The sequence below is a fragment of the Terriglobales bacterium genome, assembly GCA_035543055.1.
In the GTDB taxonomy this organism is placed as follows: Bacteria; Acidobacteriota; Terriglobia; order Terriglobales; family Acidobacteriaceae; genus JAIQFD01.
The window spans coordinates 1-20848 of the sequence record DATKKJ010000095.1 but is presented as its reverse complement, the minus strand read 5'-3'; the positions used below and the strand labels follow the sequence as shown (position 1 = coordinate 20848).

The following is a 20848-nucleotide window of genomic DNA, read 5'->3' as shown; positions in this document are numbered from 1 at the left end:
CCGGTGCGCATCGGGCGCGGCGCGTACGTGGGCGCCGGCTCCACCATCACTGACGATGTCCCCGCCGAATCCCTCGCTCTGGGCCGCGGCCGCCAGGTGGTGAAGGAAGGCTGGGTCAGGGAGCGGCGGGAGAAGAGCGCGAAGTAGCCTTGTCCGTGAACACGTTGGCCAAGTCCTGTCTGGCTAAATGGTTTGCGGCGGTGCAGACGAAAAGCAGGTCCCTCACCGACTGAAGTCGGTTCGGGATGACACTGGGTAGGTAGAGAGTGTCATCCCGAGTGGGCTTTAGCCCCGAGGGACCTGCTGTTACCCTCATCGCAAGAAAAGCAGGTCCCTCACGGCTGAAGCCGTTCGGGATGACACGGAGGGAAAGCAGGTCCCTCACGGCTGAAAGCCGTTCGGGATGACACGGGGGAAGGATCCAAGTGAAGAACCAGGGCGAATGGCGGTTCTGGGTGTACATCATGGCGAGCCGATCGCGGGTGATCTACGTCGGAATGACCGGCGACCTGGAAGAGCGCCTCTGGGAGCACAAGAACAATTTGATCGAGGGATTCACACAGAAGTACAAGTGCCATCGTTTGGTTCACTTCGAGAGTTTCGACGACGTGAGGAATGCAATCGAGCGGGAGAAAGAGATCAAGGGATGGAGACGGTCGAAGAAGGTGGCGCTGATCGAGGAGACGAATCCTACGTGGGAGGACCTCTCGGCTGAATGGTTTGCGGTGGTGCAGACGAAAAGCAGGTCCCTCACCGACTAAAGTCGGTTCGGGATGACACTGGTTCTGAAAGAACAGCAGGTCCCTCGGGGCTGAAGCCCCTCGGGATGACACTGGGGTTTTTGGCGAACAGCAAGTCCCTCGGGGCTGAAGCCCGCTCGGGATGACAGTGGGAAAGGTTTGGAATTGTGAGTAAGGAACTCGATATCGAGATGCGGTGGAGGCCGGTGATGGCGGCGGCGGGGCAGCCGTACCGGTTTCCGCAGAAGACGACCAAGTTCCTGCGGCGGAGGTACGTGGGGCCGGCGGTGTACTGCTGGCGAGTGGACCGGCCGGGCATGCGGAGCGTGGTGTACGTCGGCGAGACGGATTGCGTGCTGAGGCGGCTGCGCGGGGTGCTCTGGCCGAGCTACAAGGGAGCGGAGACGAACCTACGGCTGGGCCGGTTGTTCCGCGGCCTCATGGGCCCCGGGGTACAGATCACGCTGGAATTGCTGGAGTTCGAGCCGTTCGTGGTGAATGGATATGAAGTGACGATGGAGCGGCTGCGGAACCCGTACCTGCGGAAGCTGGTGGAGAACATCGCCATCGTGACGGAGGCGCAGCTAGGATCAATCGTGCTGAACGCGGGGCGAGAGCTGGTGACGAGGGAGAAGGCCCGGCTGGTGCCGCTGGTGGCGTCATTGGAGCCCGCCGAACGGCAAAGATTCCTGAAGTTCCTGAAGGCGGAGTTCAAGAAGGCGGAGCTGTAGAAGAAGTACCAAGTACCAAGTACCAAGTACCAAGTACCAAGTACCAAGCACCAAGCACCAAGTACCAAGTACCAAGTACTCAGTACCAAGTACTCAGTACCAAGTACTCAGTACCAAGTACTCAGTACCCGGTACTCAGTACCCGGTACTCAGTACCAAGCACTCAGTACTCAGTTCACTTTGCTGGCGCGAGCGTTCGGGCCGAAACGGCTGTGAGCGTCTTCTCGGCGCTCAACAGATTGCCCACCCAAGCCAACAGCAGGCTTGGGTGGGGCACGCGCGGATACTGGCAGACCCCGTCTGCGCTTCGAACTATTTTGCTTTCGATTCCAGGATGATCTCGCGCGACAGTCGCTCACCCACAATCTCCCGCCAACTGGCGCGCTCCTGATAGCCCTCGATCATCTTCTGATCGTTCGACTGCAGGGCCTGAGTTGCGACCGCCTCCATCTTGTCCTGGTTGGCTTCCAGGCTCGCCAGGTCCTTGAATTCCGTCATCAGCATCAGGTCCCAATCGCTGGTGCCATGCGCCTCGGTGGCAATGACCTTGTAGCTGAGGATCAGCCCGGCTTTCTTCAGAGCTTCCTGTTCCTTCTTCCAGTCGCTGGCGAGGTAGTTCATGTACTTCAGGCCGACGCCAGGTTTCACCTTCACGAATGTGATGTTCCACACGGTCCCATCGTGAAAGGGCCGGTTGGGCGCAGCCTGGGCGACGAGCAGCGCAGGCAGCAACAAGGCCGCAATACATAGCACGGCAGCAAGACAAACTGTCTTCTTCATGGTTTGCTCCTTCAAGGAAAGTCGAATCACAGATCTGTAAGGCAGTCGTCCCCACCCCCGGGGACCAGAGGGGCGCAATGATACTGGAAGCAGACGCCTGTTGTTAACAGGGCAGGATCGGAAGTTAAGGGGTCAGCCGACCGGGTGGAGGTGGTTGACTTCGCGGCGCTGCTCGACCTGCGCCTGGGTGAAGACGCCGGCGATAGCCGTGCCGCAGTGGGCGCACTTCCCTTCCTTGAGCTGGTTGGTGAGCACGCTGTGCCAGGAGCGGCGCACGATGACTTTCTTGCAGCCGGGGCAGATGGTGTTGGCGCCGTCGCTGAAGATGTTGCCCTCGTAAACGTACTTCAGGCCCATCTGCATGGCGATGCGGCGGGCGCGATGCAGGGTCTCGGGCGGAGTCGGCGGCTTGTCCTGGAGCTTGAAGTCGGGATGAAAGGCGGTGAAGTGCAGAGGCACGTCGTCGCCGATGTTGTTCAGCATCCAGTCGCAGAGTTGCTTGAACTCCGACTCCTCGTCGTTCAAGGTGGGGATGATGAGGTTGGTGACTTCGAACCAGACGTTGGTCTCGTGACGCAGCCACTTCAGCGTCTCCAGCACCGGCTGCAGGTGGGTGAGGGTGATCTTGGAATAGAAATTCTCGGTGAAGGCCTTCAGGTCCACGTTGGCGGCGTCGATGTGCTCGTAGACGTCGAAAAAGGCCTCGCGGGTGATGTAGCCGTTGGTGACCATCACCGTGTTCAGGCCGCGCTCGTGGGCGACCCTGGAGATGTCGATGACGTACTCGCCCCAGATGGTGGGCTCGTTGTAGGTGAAGGCCAGATGCGGGCATCCGTACTGCTCGGCCAGCGCGACCACCTGTGCGGGCGAGAGGTCGGCGGCGTTGACCTGGTCGGACTTGGCCTTGGAGATGTCCCAGTTCTGGCAGAAGAAGCAGCCCATGTTGCAGCCGGCGGTGCCCATGGAAAAGATCTGGGTGCCGGGGAAGAAGTGGCTGAGCGGCTTCTTCTCGACCGGGTCGATCTGCACGGCGGCGGGGCGGCCGTAGCCGAGTTGCAACAGGCGTCCGGCCTGGTTCTTGCGGATGAAGCAGAAACCGGTCTGGCCGTCGCCGATGTGACAATGCCGTGGGCAGAGATAGCAGTGCAGACGGCCGTCGGGCATCGTCTCCCACCAGCGGGCCTCGTGTGTGTGGTGGACTGCTTTCATATGGGAAAAGCAGGTCCCTCACCGACTGAAGTCGGTTGGGGATGACACTGGTTGGGTTCAATTGTAATCCCAATCAGGAACAGCAGGCGCCTCGCACAAAAAGGCCCCTCGTTGCCGAGGGGCGTAAGTCGGGAGAGAGGGAATGAAGCCGAAACCTTAGTCCTTGAATGTGGACAGAATCTCGCGCAGGCGGAGGCGCGCCTGGTGCAGGCCCTGGCGCGATTCCAGGTCGCTGATGCCCAGGGTGCGGGCGATGCGGGCGTGGTCGTAGCTCTCGACGTCGTGCAGCAGGAAGATCAATCGCTCGGTGGGCGGTAGCTGCACTACCGCCCGCTCCAGGTGCACGCGCTTGGTATTGCGGCGCACGCCTTCCACCTTGGTCGCGGGGGAGCAATCGAGGCTCAGGGTACCGACCGGCATCAGCTCGCGGAGCTCGCTGAGCAGGGCGCGGTCCACCGCTTCTCCGAGCGGATTTGGGCTGGTCGCGAACGCGCGAATGAAGGTATTGGTCATGAGCTCTTCGGCCGTAGTCTCGTTGTCGGTCATCCAGAACGCCAGAGCATAGACCCGGTGGCGGTGCTCGTCGTAGGCCAGCTTATAGGTCTCGACTCGCGCCCGTGCCGCTTCCGGCATATATGCCACCAAGCCGGGGAGTTTTGCTTGCTGGATCTGGGTCGCCATTGGTAGTTCCCTTTCTAGAGGGTCATCGCCGCTAACTCGCGGGTCTGACACCCGCTTGCCGATAAGTTCTATGCAATCGCTGAACCACTTCGACTGCCCTTAAGATAGTGCAATCTTGGGCAGCCTGGGCACGCTTGGGATAGGAGCAATCGGCCTGCCCATGGCCCACGATAGCGCGCGTTCTCTCCCTAACAGCCACGATTTGTTAGGCTTACGAGGGTAAAGGGCAGGGGCCGGGAGGACTGCCGGGTTGCTGGCAAGCGGTATGGGCATGGCCAGGTTGTGCTTCAGGGTAGGTAAAAATTTCAGGGCACTATGTGAGCCTGGGTGGGTCGCGATTACACGGTGGCCTGGGCGCGAGCCCGGTGCAGGAGCCGCTGGGTGACGGCGACGAGGTCGGCGACGTCGAAGGGTTTGGGCAGGAAGGAGACCCCGGTCTCCTCGAGGAAGCGGCGTATCTCCGGATCGTTGGGGTTGGAGATGGCGAGCACCACGCTCTTCTCCAGGCCGGGGCGGTTGGAGCGGATCCAGGTGTAGACTTCCGCGCCTCCCCACTGTCCCGGCATCTTGCCGTCGAGGATGATGGCGTCGAAGTGTTCGTCGCGCAGTCGGCTGATGGCGTCTTCGGCGTCGGCGCAAGCGACCACCTCGGCGCCGGCGCTGCGCAGCACCTCGCGCTCGAACTCGAGCACCGACTCCTCGTCGTCCAGGAGCAGCACCCGTCCGTGGAGCGGGGCCTGGTGCCGCGCGGCGGGAGCTGCCCGGGTGGGCATCGGCCGAGCCAGCGCCGGGAGGCGCACCTGGAACACGGCCCCGCCCTGGGGATGGTTGCTGGCGAAGATGCTGCCGCCATGCTCTTTCAGGATCCCGTAACAGATGCTCAGCCCCAGACCCGTCCCCTTGCCCACGCTCTTGGTGGTGTAGAAGGGATCGAAGATCCGCTTCGGGTCCTTGATGCCGGGGCCGCTGTCGCGGAATTCGGCGCAGACAGATTCGCCGTCGCTGTAGATACGGACGCGGAAGGTGCCGCCGCGCCCGTTCTCCAGCATGGCGTCGGCGGCGTTGTTGATAATGTTCAGGAATACCTGCTCGAGCTGGTGCTCGTCTCCCATCACCTGCGGCACGTTCCCCTCGAACTCGCGCTCGACCACGATGTTGCTCAGCTTCATGTCGTAGTCGCGCAGCGCCAGGGTGTCTTCCAGCACCCGCCGCAGGTCCACCTGTAGCCGCTGCGGCTTCCGCTGCCGCGAGAACGACAGCAGGTTCTGCACGATCTTGTGGGTGCGCTGCGCCTGCTTGTACATCTTCTGCACGAAATCCTGGGCGCGCGCCGGGATCTCCTCGTTCTCCAGCAGCTGCGCGTATCCCAGGATGGCGGTCAGCGGGTTGTTCAACTCGTGAGCCACGCCCGAGATCAGTTGCCCGATGGCCGACATCTTCTCGCTCTGCAGGAGCTGTTCCTGGGTGCGGGTCAGCTCTTCGTAGGCCCGGCGCGTCTCCTCATAGAGGTGGATCTTCTCGATGGTGGTGGCCAGCTGTCGCCCGATGGCCATCAGCAGGTTCTCGTCGGCGGCGCTGAACTCCCGCGGCGCGCGGCTGCCGATGCCCAGCACGCCCACGATCTTGTCTTTGGTGCGCAGCACCACCCACATCCATGCCTGGAGCCCCTCGGCCAGCACATAGGCCTGCAGCGACGGCGGCAGCTGGGCCAGATGTCGCTGCGTCACCAGCTCGACCTGGGTCTCGCGCAGCAACTTCCACGCCTCTTCCGGCACCGGCACCTCGTCGAAGCCGGTGGCGCCGGCGCTGCGCTGTCCCTGCGAGACCCGGCGGCGCAGGACTCCCTTCTCGACATCCGCCAGCAGGACCGACCCGGAGTCGGCGGCGAACAGGTCCATGACCTGGGCCAGCGCGACCGTCAGCACCTCATCGAGGTCGAGTGATTGTGCCGCGGTCACCGCGATGGTGTTCAGCGCATTCAACTCGCGGTTACGCCGGCGGATCGCGTCTTCCGCCTTCTTCTGTTCCGTCATGTCCAGCAGGAAGCCCTGGTAGGTGAGCACGGCGCCGGACTCATCCCGGCGCGCGAAGCTGGTCTCCAGCACCGGGATGGCGCTGCCGTCCTTGCGCCGCAGCGTGATCTCGAAGCTGCGCAGGTACCCCTTCTGCTCGATGTCGCGCAGCAGCGCCGGCCGCACGCTGGGGTCGGCGTACAGCTGGGCGGGGATGTCGAGCGTGAGGACCTCATCCCGGTTTTCGTAGCCCAGCATGTGGACAAAGGCATCGTTGCAATCGAGCAAGCGCCCGTCGGGGGTGGAGATGAACACGCCTTCCTGCACCTGCTCGAAGAGCAGCCGATAGCGCTCCGCAATGGCCCGGCTCTCGGTCACGTCCTTGATGATGTGCACCGTTCCGACCCGGCGGGTCTCCTGCTCGTTGTAGGCGGAGGTAGAGACCTGGGAATAGCCCCCGAAGCAGGGGTCCGGGCCGGTCTCGTAGCCCGAAGCCCGCCAGCAGTAGGGACAGCCCTGCCAAGCCTGCCAGGTGCGCCCCACTCCCGGCAGCACGGTCTCGCAGGTGCCGCTGAGCGGGCCTTCCCGGATGCCCAGGCGCTCCCGCAAGGCGTAGTTCGCCTTCACGATGCGGAAGCCCTCGTCGTGCACCAGCACGCGGTCCTGGATGGAATCGAAGGTACTCACCCATTGCTTCTGCGACTGCATGATCTGGCCGAACAGCCGCTGGTTCTCGATGGCGATGCCGAGCTGATTGGCGATGGCAGAGAAGAATTCCATCTCGTCGGCCCGGTAGTTGCGGAAGCGCTGCACCCCCAGATTCAGAGAGCCGATGACCGTCTTCTTGCCCAGCAGCGGGATCATCAGCACGTGCTCGAAGCCCTCGGTCTGCAGCCCTGCACCGAGGTCGGTATCCATCTCCGAGACCCGCACCACGCTCGGCGTTCCTTTGCGTACCGCCCTCCCGGTAAAGCTGTCGGTGAGCGAGATGGTGCGCCGCGCCCGGACATAGCCCTCACTCAGCCCGATGGCATCGACCAGCACCAGCTGGTCGGCATCGAGGGCGCGGTACCACGCTGCGCGTGCCGGGATCAGCCCTTTCAGTTCCTGCAGCGCCGTCCTCACGATGGGCATGAAGTCCTGGGCCTCGGCGATGGCGGTGGTCATGGCGCCCAAGACCCGGAGCCGTTGCAGGCGCTCGTAGGAGTCGTCCACCACGATCACAGCCATGCCGACGGCCAGCAGCAGCTCCAGGGCGATGTCGAATCCGGCCACCACGTTCGAGCCGCCGGGCTGGTGCATGTGCAGGAACAGCAGGCCGATCACCAGCAGGATGGGCCCGACTGCCCGCCGGCCGGGGCTGAACAGCGCCAGGTGGATGGCGCCTGTGGCCCGGATCGCGGCATACATCAGCATCAGCAACACCGGCAGCAGGTGCGAATGGGGAAATGCAAGCACGTGCACCAGCGAGACCGCCAGGGTGAGCAGTGCGAAGCCCCCTAAGGGGGCCAGGGGCGAACGCCGGTCGGTATAGAAGAAGACCGAGGACGCGAACAGGGTGATGGCCAGGACATAGAATCCCACGGAGGTGGCGCGGGCCCAGGCCTCGCCCGACTGCGCGGCCACGAATTTGTGCAGCAGGTATGCCAGCCAGCCCAGGATCCAGGTCAGCAGGTAGCGGGTGCGGAAGGAGCGGTACACCAGCACCCCGATCCCCAGCAGCAGCAGCACGGCCGATGCCTGCGCGAGGAGCTCCTCGGCTTGTAGAGCTTGGGCGAGCTGGGGGGAGCCGGGAAGATACATGGACTTGTGCCGATGTATATCACGGAAGCCGCCGCCTGGCCCCGTTACTTAGGTGATGTGTTCCCCAGTGGTTCCCTGGACAAGTGCGTGTACAATACGCGCACGATGGATGGGGACAAGATCCTGGTAGTGGACGACGAAGACGCGATCCGCGAGATTGTGTCCTCCATGCTGAGTGCCGCCGGTTACAAGTGCACTCAGGCCTCCTCCGGCCTCGACGCCCTGTCGGTGCTGGAGGCGCAGGGCGAATTCGAGCTCATGCTCTCCGACCTGATGATGGCTGAGCTCGACGGCATCGGCCTGCTGGAGCGCTCCAAAGAGAAATTCCCCGATATGCCGGTGGTCATGGTCACCGCCGTGCACGACATCTCCGTGGCTCTCGCCGCCATCCGCAATGGGGCCTACGACTACCTGCTGAAGCCCTTTGAGCGCGAGCAGTTGATGGCCACCGTCCGCCGCGCCCTGGAGAACCGCCGCCTCAAGCTGGAGAACCGCGCCTACCAGTCGAACCTGGAGTCCCTAGTCACCGCCCGCACCGAGCAGCTGCGCCTGGCCATGGGCGACCTGGAACGCTCCTACGACATCACCCTGGAAGCCCTGGGCGACGCCCTCGACCTGAAGGACGCTGAGACCGAGGGCCACTCCAAGCGGGTCACCGCCTTCACCATCGCCATGGCCCGGGCCATGGGGCTGCCCCAGGAGCGGATCAAAGTGATCGCTCGCGGCGCCTTCCTGCACGACATCGGCAAGATGGCCATCCCGGACGCCATCCTGCGCAAGCCCGGCAAGCTCGATGCCGACGAGCTCCTCATCATGCAGGAGCACGCCTACCGCGGCTACGTCATGCTCAAGAAGATCCCCTTCCTGGCCGAGGCCGCCGAGATCGTCTATTCCCACCAGGAGAAGTACGACGGCACCGGCTACCCCCGGCAACTCAAGGGGAACGAGATCCCGCTCGGGGCCCGCATCTTCTCCATCGCGGACACCCTGGACGCCATCACCTCCGACCGCCCCTACCGCGCCGCGCAACCCTTCTCGGCAGCCCGCGAAGAGATCAAGAGGTGGGGCGGACGGCAGTTCGATCCCGAGGTGGTGAAGGTCTTCCTGGCCATGCCGGAGAGCATTTGGGACGACCTGCGCAAGGAGATCAACTCCCAGATCATCCGCTTCGCCTACGCGCAGAAAGCGACGGTGTAATGCCAGCCGACCTTCCCTCCTCCGATTGCTTAGTGGAAGCGTGGCTTCTTCGGTGGAAGCGCGGTGCTTCAGCGCCGCGAAACCAGCTCATCGATTGATGTGCGCTTTAGCGCTGGCGGGGCATCATCAACTTCGTACCGACCGGTCGCCGAACAAGAAGGATAATCGCGTGCCAACCCAGCGCGGTGCGGATTCTGCACAACGTACTCCCGGTGTTTTGCGTAATCCTCGGCGTCCTTGATCCGATGTTCCGTGAAGCTCGGCTGCCAGATTGGGCCATTGAAGCCGAGTTCCCGCTTCGCGCGGTACGAAAATCCGCCCTTTATGAACTGGATGGCGCGCTCCAGGGGAATCTCGTATGCGGGCGTTAGAAGAAGGTGCAGATGGTTCGGCATGACGACAAACTCATGTAATTGAAAATGGCCCTTTCGCCGATTCGTCTCGAGTACGTCGATCATGAGACTGGCCATTCGATCGGTTTGGAAAACAGTTCTTCGCCCCCAGGTAAGCGTAGTGACGAAGAATGTCCTGATCTCTTGTGGCGCAAATTTCATGCCGCGCAACCTAGCACCCTATGCGCGATTTGTCAGTGACCAGCGCTAAAGCGCCAGAAATATGATGGCACTGTTCGCGGGCCTAAAGGCCCGCGCTTCCACCCTCAGGATGACGCCACTCGACCTTTTTGCTAACGTGTGACCGTTTGGAGGGTGAGATGGGAACGACTCTGTCCGATGCCGACATTCGCGCTGCGCTGAATTCCCTGCCCGGCTGGAAGCAGAATGGCAAGCAGATCGAACGTCTCTTCGAATTCCCCGATTTCGTAAGCGCGATGAAGTTCGTGAACAAAATCGCCGACGCCGCCGAAGCGGCCCAGCACCACCCCGACATCACCATCAACTACAACAAGGTGAAGCTGGCTCTGATCTCGCACGATTCCGGGGGAGTGACGCAGCGGGACATCAGGATGGCGCAGAAGATCAACCAGGTCGCAGCCTGAGGTGTCCGGGCCCTCCGGTCAGCGGGCCTCTTCTGTTCCCTCGATGCTGGCGGCGATGCGGTCCAGGGCCTCTTCCAGGCGGTCAAGTTCCCGCTCGGCGGCCTCGTTCCACTCTAAGATCGTGTCCTGGTGACGCTCGATGCTCTCAGCGACCCAGCGCAGGGCTTGCCGTCCGCGCTCGCTCAGCAGCAACGCCCCCAGGCTCCCTATGCCAAGGACCGCCAGGGGCATATACCACTTCTTCATAGTCCTCCGGTTGGGGGAGGGTGAGGTCCTGTCTATTCGACGCGGCCTGCATTCTCAAAGTTGCAGAGTTGCGAGGTTTTTGAAAGTATCCGCCGCGATTCGTCCCTAATTGGGCATCATGGAAGAAGGAGGCAGGACGCAGGATGCAGGGCGCAGCAAGAGCCATGTCCGCCTGCATCCTGCCGCCTGCCTCCTGATTCCTGCCCCCATACAGCCCTTCGGCAGCTCTGCACATCGAAATACAGAGTCCCCTCAGAAGAGGAGTCTATGCGGAGACCATCAGGAGCCTGGATGGGCTTGTGCGCGCTGCTACTGAGCGGCCTGGCCGCGGCCCAATCCTATCCTTCGAACTATCCCCCACCGTCCAACTACCCCTACAGTGGCCCAGGCGCGATCCCCGAAGGTACGCGCTTCGTCGTCCGGCTCAAGGACAAACTGGAAAGCAACAAGGTCAAGCCGGGCAAGAAGTTCAAGGCCGAGCTGATGGAGGACCTCACGGCCCCGAACGGCCAGGTGATCCCCCGCGGCAAGAAGCTGAAGGGACACGTCAGCAGCGTGGACAGCGGCTTTCACGCCCGCATGATCCTGAGCTTCGATGAGATCGACACCAACCACGGTGGCATGCCCATCGCCGCTACCGTGACTAGCGTACCCGGAGAGCACGGGGTGAAGCCGGAGACCGGAGCCGAGGGCGAGATCTCGCGCACCGGCGTGGATAAGCGCCGGGCCGCCGAAGGCGCGGCGATTGGCGCCGCCGTGGGCACCGCCACCGGCGCGGTCGCCGGCGGCGGCAAGGGCGCAGTCATCGGCGCGGTCGCCGGCGCGGGTGTGGGTTTGGGCGCCAGCGTCCTCACCGGGCGCGAGCTGGTCCTGCAAAAAGGCCAGCAACTGGAACTCCGCCTCGACCGGCCGCTCACGGTGCCGACGCACTAGAACTCGTATGCTCGTTTGCCGTGGCCGGCCGAGGGCGGCCGCGCCACGCAATCCCCCCTTATCTTTTACAAGCCGGCGCTCCGGCGGCGTTCTATATTCAGAACGTCATCAAGGAGACCCTTATGAAACGGATCCTGTTGCTTATCGCGATCGCCACGGTATCGCTGGCCGCCAGCGCCCAGGAGCGTCCGATTTACGGCCAACCCCAGAACACGGTTTACGTCGGGGCCGACGGCAAGTTCGAATCGCCGCCCGACACCGCGGTGGTGCAATTCAATATCTCGGCCCAGGAGGACTCTTCGAAAGCCGCCTCCGACCGCGCCGCCGAAGCCGCCGAGCAGATCCGCCGGATGCTGCGCAGCAACGGCATCGAACCCAAGTCCGCCGAGATCGGTTTCTACTCCCTGGAGCCGGTCTACGACTACCGCACGCCCAAGCGCAAGCTCATCGGCTATCGCGTGAACACCGGCGTGAGCGTGAAGCTGAAGGATTTCTCCAAGGTGGGGCCCATCGTGCAGCAGCTTTCCGACCTGGACGTCACCCAGAACCAGACCTTGAGCTACACCCTGGAAAACATGGACGCGGCGAAGACCAAGGCAGTGGAAGACGCGCTGCAGCGCGCCCGCCGCTCGGCAGCGGCGGTGGCCCAGGCCGGCGGCCGCACCCTGGGCGAGCTGTCATCCGCTTCCGTGGACACGGTGGAGCAAATCCCCATCATCCGGGGGGCCATGCGGGCACCCATGGCCATGCGCGCCGAGGCGGCGCCGCCGCCGGCGACGGAGGAATTCTCCGCCCAGAAGATCACGGTCACGGCCCACGTGAACGCGCTGTTCTTGCTGAAGTAGCGCCGGTGAACTAGCGGAAATCGCCCCACTGCCGTGGAACTCGCTGCGAGATGCGAACTGTAGGTCCTCACGCTCATCCCTACGGGACTTCGCTCAGGATGACAATCGATTGAGGGTTGATTGACTACGAGAACAGCTTGGCCAGCAGGCCCTTGCTCTGCTTCCGCGGCGCGCCCATCTTCTCCAGCAGCGCTTCGATCTCCGGCTCCGCCAGCGTTTGCGCGTCCTTGCGCAGGCGGATGCCTTCGCAGAACGAGGTGTAGCGGTCCAGGCAGTAGAAGCAGTCCTTGATGTGCTCTTCCGTTAGGTCCCGCTCCCGCCACGAAAGCTGCCCGTTGATCATGTCGTTGAAGGTCTTTAGCGGAAGGCATTTCTCGGACTTCTTCTTCTCCGCCTCCACCATCAGCACCCGCGCCGAGAGCGCGAACGCGTCCGGCGCCGAGCCCGGGATCACCGCCCGCAGCCGCTCGTCCGCCACTTTCTTCACCGCCACCGCGGTGCTCTCCAGATTGCTGACGATGCGGCCGATCTGCGGCGCGTCGTAGCCCTTGATGAACAGCCACAGCATCTCGCGCTCCACCACCGGCAGGTCTTTCATGATCTCCGCCAGCTGTTCGAGCGAGATCTGCGGCGCGGGTACGCGCTCCTGCTCCCGCCCATAGGCGAAGACCAAGTTGCGGAAGGCCACCAGGAACTCGCGCTCGTTGCTGAACTTGATGGAGGAGAACCACGCCGAGCCGTCGGCCCGGGCGCGGGCAAAAACCGCCGCCACGTGGTTGTCGATCTCCGGAGTCAGAGTGGGGAAAAAGTGCGTCAGCAGGGTGCGGGCGATGGCGCCGTAGTCGCGGACAAATTCGTACCAGCCCTGGCGTTGGTCGCGGGCGCAGTCCTCCGCCATGCTGAAGATGGTCCGTACCGCCACGGGAAAGATGCTAGCAAAGAAGGCGCACCCAGACGGCTTGGGCGCCGCCGAACGGCAGGCCTGAGGCATCGAATGGCGCGAATCTACCGCGGGTCGGGGGAGGGCGTCAGCTTCGGTCGCTCCATGGGCTGCGGCTGGCGGGCCGGGACATATTCGCGTGGCCGTGCCTCCAGCCTTGCCTCCTCCAGCACCAGCGGCCGCTGCAACACCATCTCCACCGTTGTCCCTTGTTCCAGCCGCACGTCGTTGCCGCGGGTGAGCATGGTGACGGCCAGCCCTGCCAGCCCCCCGATCCCGGCGCCGATGCCGGCACCTTTGCCGCCCGACGCCGCCGCCCCGATCACCGCTCCCGTCGCCCCGGCCTTCGCGACCGTGCCCACGTCCTTGCCCTTGCTGCTGTCGGCTTGCACCGTGCCTTCCTTGTCCTTGACCTTGCTGTTCTCCGCGCCCGGCACCTGGTCGAGCGCCCCCGGGATGGAGACGGTGTAGCCGTTGGGAAAGATGAGGGTGTTGAAGTGCATCAGGACTTCGGCCCGCCCTTTCACCTTCCCCGGACGCTTCACGCTGGTGATGCTCCCTTGCACGTAGGTCCCGGCCGGGATGAGGATGCGGTCGTTCTCGACGACGGGGAAGTTGGTCTCGGCGTAGATGGCATCGCCGGGCTGCGCTGACTTGGTGTTGATGGCGTGCTTCAGCACCACCGGCAGCTTGGTGCCGGCCGGCACGACGACCGTGGCCGGAGCCGCTGTCTGCTCTTCCGCGGGCTTCTCCTGAGCGAACATGATGGCGCAGGACAATAGGAGCAGGGCCCCGAGACGCATACGACCTCCTGTGGGAATCAGCATTATAAGAACCCGGCGGCACTTTCGAAGTCGCTCATCGATAGAGCAAGTATTTTCCGCGGACCTTCTCGAAGCGCTCGATGTCGTCGCGCCAGTCTTCGGCGATGCGGCGCGGGTCCGTCCCCGCCACGATCGCGTCGAACGTCGCCTGGTTGGCCAGGATGTCGATCATCCTCTCGATCTTGTAGTCCTGGGGATACAGCTTCAGCAGGGCCGACGCCAGTTCGATACCCAGCGCAGGTGAGTCCAGGTGATTTCGATCGGTGACGATCAGGTTCACGCCCTGGCACGCCTGCGCCGTGTACTTGTTGTCCTTGGGCGTGAAGCGCACCGGCACGAAGCGCACACCGGAGATCAGGCGCGCGTTCAGATACCGCGCCAGCTCCCGCCCGTTCACCCACGGCGCTCCCACCAGCTCGAAGGGCGTGTCGGTCCCGCGCCCCACCGAGACATTGGTCCCCTCCACCAGCGCCACTCCTGGGTACAGTGTCGTCTCCGCGACGCTGCGCAGGTTGGGCGAGGGACCGATCCAGGCCAGCCCGGTCGCGTCGTACCAGTCGCCGCGCCACCAGCCCTGCATCGGGACCACGGTCAGCCGGGCGCCGATGTGCCGCTCCTGGTTGAACAGTTGCGCCAGCTCGCCCATGGTCATCCCGTGGCGCACCGGCAGCGGATGATAATTCCCGAAGGGCTTGCCCGATCCGTTCGACATCGGGCCCGAGAGAAAAGCGCCGGTCACCGGGTTCGGCCGGTCCAGCACCACGATGGCGACGCCCGCCTGGGCGGCGCCTTCGAGGAACCGTCCCAGGCTCTCCTCGTAGGTGTAGAAGCGGGCGCCGGCGTCCTGGAGGTCGACCACCACGGCATCCAGCTCCCGCAACACCTCCTGCGCCGGCTGCCTCTCCTTGGCGGTCGCGCCGTAGGCGCTGTAGATGGGCACCCCGGTGGCTGCTTCGGTCGTGTTCCCGATGTTGACCGTGTCCACATTCCCCAGCGCCCCATGCTCCGGCGAGAACAGCGCGGCTAGCTTCACTCCCGGCGCCCGCGCCAGCACATCGATGGTGCGCTTCCCCGCCGAATCCACTCCCGTCTGGTTGGTGAGCAGCCCCACCCGGGTCAGCGCCCGGCCCGCGCGCAGCGCCGCGAAATCCGTGGCCTCGAGCACGTCGATGCCGGCTTTCACCTCGCCGTTCCGCTCCATCAGGGTTCGCACCCCCGCCATGCGCTCGCTGTAGCCGGTGATGTTCGCCAGCCGGAGCTGGTCTTCCTTGCTGACCTTCAGGCTCAGTGCCGCCGCCACCGCGTTGGCCACCCGGGCGCGCAGCGAGATCACTCCGCGCTCCGGCATTCCGCTCGGATGGGTGGCGTTGCTCAGGATGATGATGTAGGTCCGCGTCAGCGGGTCCACCCACAGCGACGTTCCCGTCCACCCGGTGTGCCCGAAGCCGCCCACCGGCAGCAGCTCGCCGCGGTTGTTGGCGAAGGACGACCCCACGTCCCATCCCAGCCCCCGCAGCTCGGTCTGCTCGGGCGGCTGCTGCGCCGTGGTCATCTTCTCGATGGTGGCGGGCGCGAGCAGCCGGTCGCGGTCCAGCAGCCACTGCGCATACTTCGCCAGATCGTCCGCGGTCGAGAACAATCCGGCGTGCCCCGCCACTCCGCCCATGCGCCGGGCCGTGGGATCGTTCACGGTCCCGCGCAGGTGCAGGATGCGCGTCCCCTCGCCCAGCACTTTCTCCGCGTAGTCCGCCGGCGCGATGCGCGGCTTCCACTCCGCCGGCGGCAGGAAACGCGTGTTCGCCAACCCCAGCGGTCCCGTGACCTGCGCCTCCATGTACTTCTCCAGCGGCATGCCCGACACCCGCTCCACCAGCGCGCCCAGCACGATCCCGTTGATGTCGCTGTAGATGAACCGCGCTCCCGGCGGCGCCAGGGGTTGGGCGGTGAACGCCATCCGCAGCGCCAGTTCCTTGCCCTGCCATGGTTGCTTCAGGTCGAGGTCGGGTTCCAGCCCCGAGTAGTGCGTCAGCAACTGCCGCACCGTGATGTCCTGCTTGCCCTGGCCGGCGAACTCCGGGAGGTAGCGCGCCACCGGATCGTTCAGCCGCACCTGCCCCAGTTCCACCATCCGCATCACGCAGACGGCGGTGAAGGTCTTGGTCATCGAAGCGATGTCAAAGATGGTGTCCAGCGTCATCGGCTCGCGCCGCGGCGAAACCGCCCGGTTGCCCAGCGCTTTGCGATACACGATCTTCCCGTCGTGCCCGACCACCACCACCGCGCCCGGGATCAGGTTGTCGGAGATAGCCTTTTGAATGATGGCATCGACTGCCGCGAAGTCCGGCTTCTGATCGGCGGCCGGCGTCAACGGCGCCGCCAGCACAGCCAGGGCGGCGACGAGCGTGACGGCGCGGGCTTGGATTCGCGGAAGCACCAGGAATTCCCTGTGTTATAACACGCGACAGAAGCCCAGTGACCAGTTCCACCGAGACCCGGCCGCGTCACCCGGCGCCCGACTTCGCGCAACAGGACACCCGCTTCGCTCGCGCCTTCGACGTCCTGCGCGACGGCATCGCCCGCCACGCCTTCCCCGGCGCCGCGGTCGCCATCACGCATCAAGGCCGCCTGGTCGCTCTCAAGGGCCTCGGCCGTTTCACCTACGAGCCGGAGTCTCCCGCCGTCCAGCCCGAAACCATCTACGACCTCGCCTCGGTCACCAAGGCAGTCGCCACCACCACCATGGCGATGATCCTCTACGAGCGAGGCCAGTTCGATCTGGACGCGCCGCTCATAACTGCGCTTCCCGAATTCGCGGGAGACGATTCTCGCCGACAACAAGTCACATTCCGAATGCTGCTCGCCCACTCCTCCGGACTGCCCGCATATGAGAGGCTCTTTGAAAAGGCAACAGGCTATGCACAGATGCTTCCGGCGATACTTGCTGTCCCACTGACAAACAATCCCGGGACGCAGGTTGAATACAGCGACATAGGTTTCTTGTTGTTGGCCTTGGCCATGACGCAGATCACGCGCTGGGGGTTCGGAAGTTTGTGCGCCTATGAAATCTTTCGGCCTCTGGGAATGCTACAGACGACCTTTCGACCTCATCCCAAGCTGCGTTCCGCAGTCCCTCCAACTGAGAAGTCGCCCCGGTTCCCAGGCACGATCATCCAAGGTGAAGTCAACGACGAGAATGCACGCGCCATGGGGTCGGAAGACCCCGGACACGCCGGCCTTTTTGCTCCCGCCGAAGACGTCGCCCGCTTCGCCGAGTGCATGCTGGCCGGCGGACGTCCCATCCTCCGTCCCGAAACCGTCGCCCTCTTCACCCGCCGCCAGGATTCTCCGCCCGGCACCTCGCGCACCCTCGGCTGGGACACGCCCTCGCCGCCCTCGCAATCCGGCCAATATTTTTCCCCGCGCTCCTTCGGCCACCTCGGCTACACCGGCACCTCGCTGTGGATCGACCCCGAGCGCCGCCTCTCGGTCACGCTGCTGACCAACCGCACCTGGCCCGACCGCAAATCGCAACTCATCAAGGAAGTCCGGCCGCGTTTTCACGATGCAGTCGTGGAATGTCTGGAGGGACGCACGTGAGCAAACCGCGCAAGCAAAGCACCGAGCAGCCCAACAAGGCTTCCGCCAAGCTCGACACCATGACCGCGTTGCAGATCGCGCGCGTCATCAATCGCGAGGACGCCAAGGTCGCCGCCGCGGTCAAGAAGGCGCTGCCCCAGATCGCCAAGGCCATCGAGCTGGCCGCCGACGCCCTCTCCCGCGGAGGGCGCCTCATCTATGTCGGCGCCGGCACCAGCGGCCGCGTCGCCGCCCTCGACGCCGCCGAGATCCCGCCCACTTTCAGCGTCGAAGCCTGGCAGGTGCAATACATCATCGCCGGCGGCGAGCCCGCCCTCGGTTCCGCCGCCGAGACCAAGGAGGACTCGCGCGAACTCGGCGAAGCGGACATGGCCGGCCGCCGTCCCGGGCAAGCCGATGTCGTCATCGGCCTCGCCGCCAGTGGCCGCACTCCCTACACCATCGCCGCCCTCGAATACGCCCGGGCGCACGGCGCTCGCACCGTCGCCGTCACTTGCAATGCCGGCTCGCCCCTGGCCAGGGCCGCGCAACTGGCCATCGTCACCGACGCCGGGCCCGAAGTCGTCACCGGCTCCACCCGCCTGAAGGCCGGCACCGCTCAGAAGATGGTGCTCAACATGATCTCCACCGGCGCCATGGCACGCCTCGGCTACGTGTACGGCAACTGGATGGTCAAAGTGCACTTCGGCAACCAGAAACTGGTGGAGCGCGGCCTCACTGTCCTGCACGCCCTCACCGGCCTTAACCAGGCCCGCGCCGCGCAGCTCCTGCACGATGCGCGCACTCTGCCGGTGGCGGTGGTCATGCATCTGGCGCGCGTCAACCGCGACGAGGCCCACCGCCGCCTTCACCGCGCCCGCGGCAACGTCCGCCAGGCCATCGAGGAGAAGCGAGATCAGGGCAAGAAAAAGAAGAAGGGTCGCTAGAAGTTTGTTCCGGCTTCCGCTTGGTACTTGGTACTGAGTACTGGGTACTTCCTCCGTACATGTCCTCCCGCTCTGCTTACTTCCACGGCGATTCCCGTTAGAATGAAAACAAATGGACAAATTCGTCATCCGCGGCGGTGAGCCGCTGGTCGGCACCGTCCGCGTCAGCGGCGCCAAGAATGCGGCCCTGCCCGCCATGGCCGCCGCCATCCTTACCGAAGAACCCGTCATCCTCGAGAACATCCCCGACGTCCGTGACATCCATACCGAACGCAAGCTGCTGGTCGCCATGGGGGGCGAGGTCGAGCTCGGCTACGGCCGCGCCCACCACCGCACCACCATCTCCATGAAGAACCTCGCCACCCCCGAGGCTTCCTACGAGATCGTCAAGACCATGCGCGCTTCCACCCTGGTGCTCGGCCCCCTGGTCGCGCGCACCGGACGCGCCCGCGTCTCTCTTCCCGGCGGATGCGCCATCGGCGCCCGTCCCATCGACCTCCACATCAAGAGCCTGGAGCAGCTGGGCGCGAAGATCGCCGTGGAACACGGATACGTCGAAGCCTCTACCGATCGCCTTCGGGGCGGCGAGATCGTCTTCGACCGCATCACCGTCACCGGCACCGAGGACCTGATGATGGCGGCCACTCTCGCCGACGGCGAGACCGTCATGCAGAACTGCGCTCGCGAGCCCGAGGTCGCCGATCTCGCCGCCCTGCTCAACAAGATGGGCGCGAAGATCGACGGCGCCGGCACGCCCACTATCCGCATCAAGGGCGTGTCGAAGCTGAAGGGCGCCCGGCACCGCATCATTCCCGACCGCATCGAGGCCGGCACCTTCATCGTCGCCGGCGCGCTCACCGGCGGCGACCTCATCATCTCCGGCTGCGACCCGCGCCATCTCACCTTCTGCAAGAAGCTCGAGGAGTGCGGCGTCAAGATCACCCACAACGGCGACTCCGTCCGCGTCCAGGGCGACAACCCGCTCAAGGGCTGCGACATGAGCACCGAGGAGTTCCCCGGCTTCCCTACCGACATGCAGGCGCAGTTCATGGTGCTGGCCACCCAGGCCGAGGGCAGCTCCATCATCACCGAGAACATCTTCGAGAACCGCTTCATGCACGCCGGCGAGCTGGTGCGCATGGGCGCCAACATCAAGATCGAAGGCCGCCGTGCCATCGTGCGCGGCAAGACCCCGCTCTCCGCCGCCGCCGTGCTGGCCAGCGACCTGCGGGCCTCGGCGTCACTTGTTCTGGCGGGACTCGTGGCCGATGGTGAGACCATCATCGACCGCGTCTATCACATCGACCGCGGCTACGAGCGCATCGAAGAGAAGTTGCGCGCGGTCGGCGGCGCCATCAAGCGCATCGGCGAGATGCTCCCCAAGCGCCCCGCCCTGGTCGGCAGCTAGAAGGGTTGCACAAAGTAGCCCGCGCGCCCTCGCACGGGCCCTTGGCGCGGCCACCTTCGGCCGTAGCGTTTCACATCGGTCCATCCCAAAGTGTCGCAACCTCAAGGTTTGCCCACGACCCACGACCGGCGACCCACGACCGACTGACTATCTCCTCCTGGCTATGAACCATGCGCTATGAACTATGCGCTTTGTGCTCTGCCCTCTCTTCTCGGTTCTCTGCTACGATTACCCCACCCCGGGGGAACGTTCTTTTGGTCGGAGAAACGGTTTCTCACTACAAGGTGCTCGACAAGCTGGGTCATGGCGGCATGGGCGTGGTCTACCGCGCCAAGGACACCCGCCTCGAGCGTTACGTCGCCCTCAAGTTCCTCCCCGACGACGTTGCCCACGACCCCCAGGCACTGGAGCGCTTCCAGCGCGAGGCCAAGTCGGCCTCCGCACTGAATCACCCCAACATCTGCACGATTTACGACATTGGCGAGAGCGATGGCCGTGAGTTCATCGCCATGGAGATGCTCGAGGGCCAGACCCTCCAGGAGCGCATCTCTCACCGGCCGCTCCCGCTCGATGAGCTGCTCGAACTCGCCATTCAGATCGCCGATGGCCTGGCCGCTGCCCACGCCAAGGGCATCGTCCACCGCGACCTCAAGCCCTCCAACATCTTTGTCACCGAATCCGGCCACGCCAAGATCCTCGACTTCGGCCTGGCCAGCAAAACGATGAAGCGCAAGGCCGGCGCCGCCCTCTCCGCCATGGCCACCGGCAGCCTCAGCGAGGAGCATCTCACCAGCCCCGGCACCGCTCTCGGCACGGTCGCTTACATGTCGCCGGAGCAGGCCCGCGGCGAGGACCTGGACGAGCGCACCGACTTGTTCTCTCTTGGCGCCGTGCTCTACGAGATGGCCACCGGCCGCGCACCCTTCATCGGCCAAACCTCGGCGGTCATCTTCGACGGCATCCTGCGCCAGGACCCGGT

Annotated in this window: 19 protein-coding genes; 10 read left to right on the top strand and 9 right to left on the bottom strand. The window is 64.5% G+C overall.

What is annotated here, in order from left to right; all coding sequences use genetic code 11:
* Positions 1-425: 425 nt before the first annotated feature.
* Positions 426-761 carry a GIY-YIG nuclease family protein gene (locus VMS96_07240; protein ID HVP43210.1) on the top strand — a complete coding sequence of 112 codons (336 nt, stop codon included), beginning with the start codon at positions 426-428 and terminating at the stop codon, positions 759-761.
* 146 nt (positions 762-907) lie between these two features.
* Positions 908-1471, top strand: a complete 564-nt coding sequence (locus VMS96_07235) for a hypothetical protein (GenBank protein HVP43209.1) — start codon at positions 908-910, stop codon at positions 1469-1471.
* Between the two features lie 312 nt (positions 1472-1783).
* Here VMS96_07235 and VMS96_07230 read toward each other — a convergent pair whose 3' ends face one another.
* From VMS96_07230 to VMS96_07215, 4 genes are all read right to left on the bottom strand, one after another.
* The gene (locus tag VMS96_07230; protein ID HVP43208.1) at positions 1784-2251 is read right to left on the bottom strand and encodes a hypothetical protein; all 468 of its coding nucleotides are present in this window, start codon (positions 2249-2251) and stop codon (positions 1784-1786) included.
* 132 nt (positions 2252-2383) lie between these two features.
* Positions 2384-3460, bottom strand: coding sequence for an AmmeMemoRadiSam system radical SAM enzyme (gene amrS, locus VMS96_07225; protein ID HVP43207.1), 1077 nt, complete (start codon positions 3458-3460; stop codon positions 2384-2386).
* Positions 3461-3616: 156 nt separating this feature from the next.
* Positions 3617-4141, bottom strand: a complete 525-nt coding sequence (locus VMS96_07220; GenBank protein ID HVP43206.1) for an RNA polymerase sigma factor — start codon at positions 4139-4141, stop codon at positions 3617-3619.
* Positions 4142-4479: 338 nt separating this feature from the next.
* Positions 4480-7956, bottom strand: a complete 3477-nt coding sequence (locus VMS96_07215; GenBank protein ID HVP43205.1) for a GAF domain-containing protein — start codon at positions 7954-7956, stop codon at positions 4480-4482.
* Between the two features lie 12 nt (positions 7957-7968).
* Here VMS96_07215 and VMS96_07210 point away from each other — a divergent pair, with 12 nt between their 5' ends.
* Positions 7969-9153 carry an HD domain-containing phosphohydrolase gene (locus VMS96_07210; protein ID HVP43204.1) on the top strand — a complete coding sequence of 395 codons (1185 nt, stop codon included), beginning with the start codon at positions 7969-7971 and terminating at the stop codon, positions 9151-9153.
* 68 nt (positions 9154-9221) lie between these two features.
* On the opposite strand, the gene VMS96_07205 is transcribed toward VMS96_07210, so the two are convergent.
* On the bottom strand, positions 9222-9707 hold the full coding sequence (locus tag VMS96_07205) for a transposase (GenBank protein HVP43203.1): 486 nt from the start codon (positions 9705-9707) through the stop codon (positions 9222-9224).
* Between the two features lie 158 nt (positions 9708-9865).
* On the opposite strand from VMS96_07205, the gene VMS96_07200 reads away from it, so the two are divergent.
* Positions 9866-10150 (top strand): 4a-hydroxytetrahydrobiopterin dehydratase, encoded by a 285-nt coding sequence (locus VMS96_07200; GenBank protein HVP43202.1) that lies wholly within the window; start codon positions 9866-9868, stop codon positions 10148-10150.
* An 18-nt stretch (positions 10151-10168) separates the two neighbouring features.
* Here the strand turns inward: VMS96_07200 and VMS96_07195 are convergent, their stop codons facing one another.
* Positions 10169-10396, bottom strand: coding sequence for a hypothetical protein (locus VMS96_07195; GenBank protein HVP43201.1), 228 nt, complete (start codon positions 10394-10396; stop codon positions 10169-10171).
* A gap of 291 nt (positions 10397-10687) precedes the next feature.
* Between VMS96_07195 and VMS96_07190 the strand changes: the two genes are divergently transcribed.
* Positions 10688-11329, top strand: a complete 642-nt coding sequence (locus VMS96_07190; protein HVP43200.1) for a hypothetical protein — start codon at positions 10688-10690, stop codon at positions 11327-11329.
* A 122-nt stretch (positions 11330-11451) separates the two neighbouring features.
* Positions 11452-12174: an SIMPL domain-containing protein gene (locus tag VMS96_07185; protein ID HVP43199.1), complete on the top strand. Its 723-nt coding sequence runs from the start codon at positions 11452-11454 to the stop codon at positions 12172-12174.
* 124 nt (positions 12175-12298) lie between these two features.
* Here VMS96_07185 and VMS96_07180 read toward each other — a convergent pair whose 3' ends face one another.
* The 3 genes from VMS96_07180 to VMS96_07170 form a co-directional block, all read right to left on the bottom strand.
* On the bottom strand, positions 12299-13096 hold the full coding sequence (locus tag VMS96_07180; protein HVP43198.1) for a hypothetical protein: 798 nt from the start codon (positions 13094-13096) through the stop codon (positions 12299-12301).
* 83 nt (positions 13097-13179) lie between these two features.
* Positions 13180-13917, bottom strand: a complete 738-nt coding sequence (locus VMS96_07175; GenBank protein HVP43197.1) for a hypothetical protein — start codon at positions 13915-13917, stop codon at positions 13180-13182.
* A gap of 55 nt (positions 13918-13972) precedes the next feature.
* Positions 13973-16372, bottom strand: a complete 2400-nt coding sequence (locus VMS96_07170; GenBank protein ID HVP43196.1) for a serine hydrolase — start codon at positions 16370-16372, stop codon at positions 13973-13975.
* A gap of 38 nt (positions 16373-16410) precedes the next feature.
* Here VMS96_07170 and VMS96_07165 point away from each other — a divergent pair, with 38 nt between their 5' ends.
* The 4 genes from VMS96_07165 to VMS96_07150 form a co-directional block, all read left to right on the top strand.
* Positions 16411-17535, top strand: coding sequence for a serine hydrolase domain-containing protein (locus tag VMS96_07165; protein HVP43195.1), 1125 nt, complete (start codon positions 16411-16413; stop codon positions 17533-17535).
* A complete protein-coding gene (gene murQ / locus VMS96_07160) occupies positions 17532-18461 on the top strand; it encodes an N-acetylmuramic acid 6-phosphate etherase (protein ID HVP43194.1) in 930 nt (309 codons plus the stop codon). Before VMS96_07165 ends, murQ begins: the two co-directional genes overlap by 4 nt.
* Positions 18462-18573: 112 nt before the next feature.
* Positions 18574-19869: a UDP-N-acetylglucosamine 1-carboxyvinyltransferase gene (gene murA, locus VMS96_07155; protein ID HVP43193.1), complete on the top strand. Its 1296-nt coding sequence runs from the start codon at positions 18574-18576 to the stop codon at positions 19867-19869.
* A 254-nt stretch (positions 19870-20123) separates the two neighbouring features.
* The coding region (locus VMS96_07150; protein ID HVP43192.1) for a serine/threonine-protein kinase at positions 20124-20848 on the top strand (725 nt) is incomplete at its 3' end.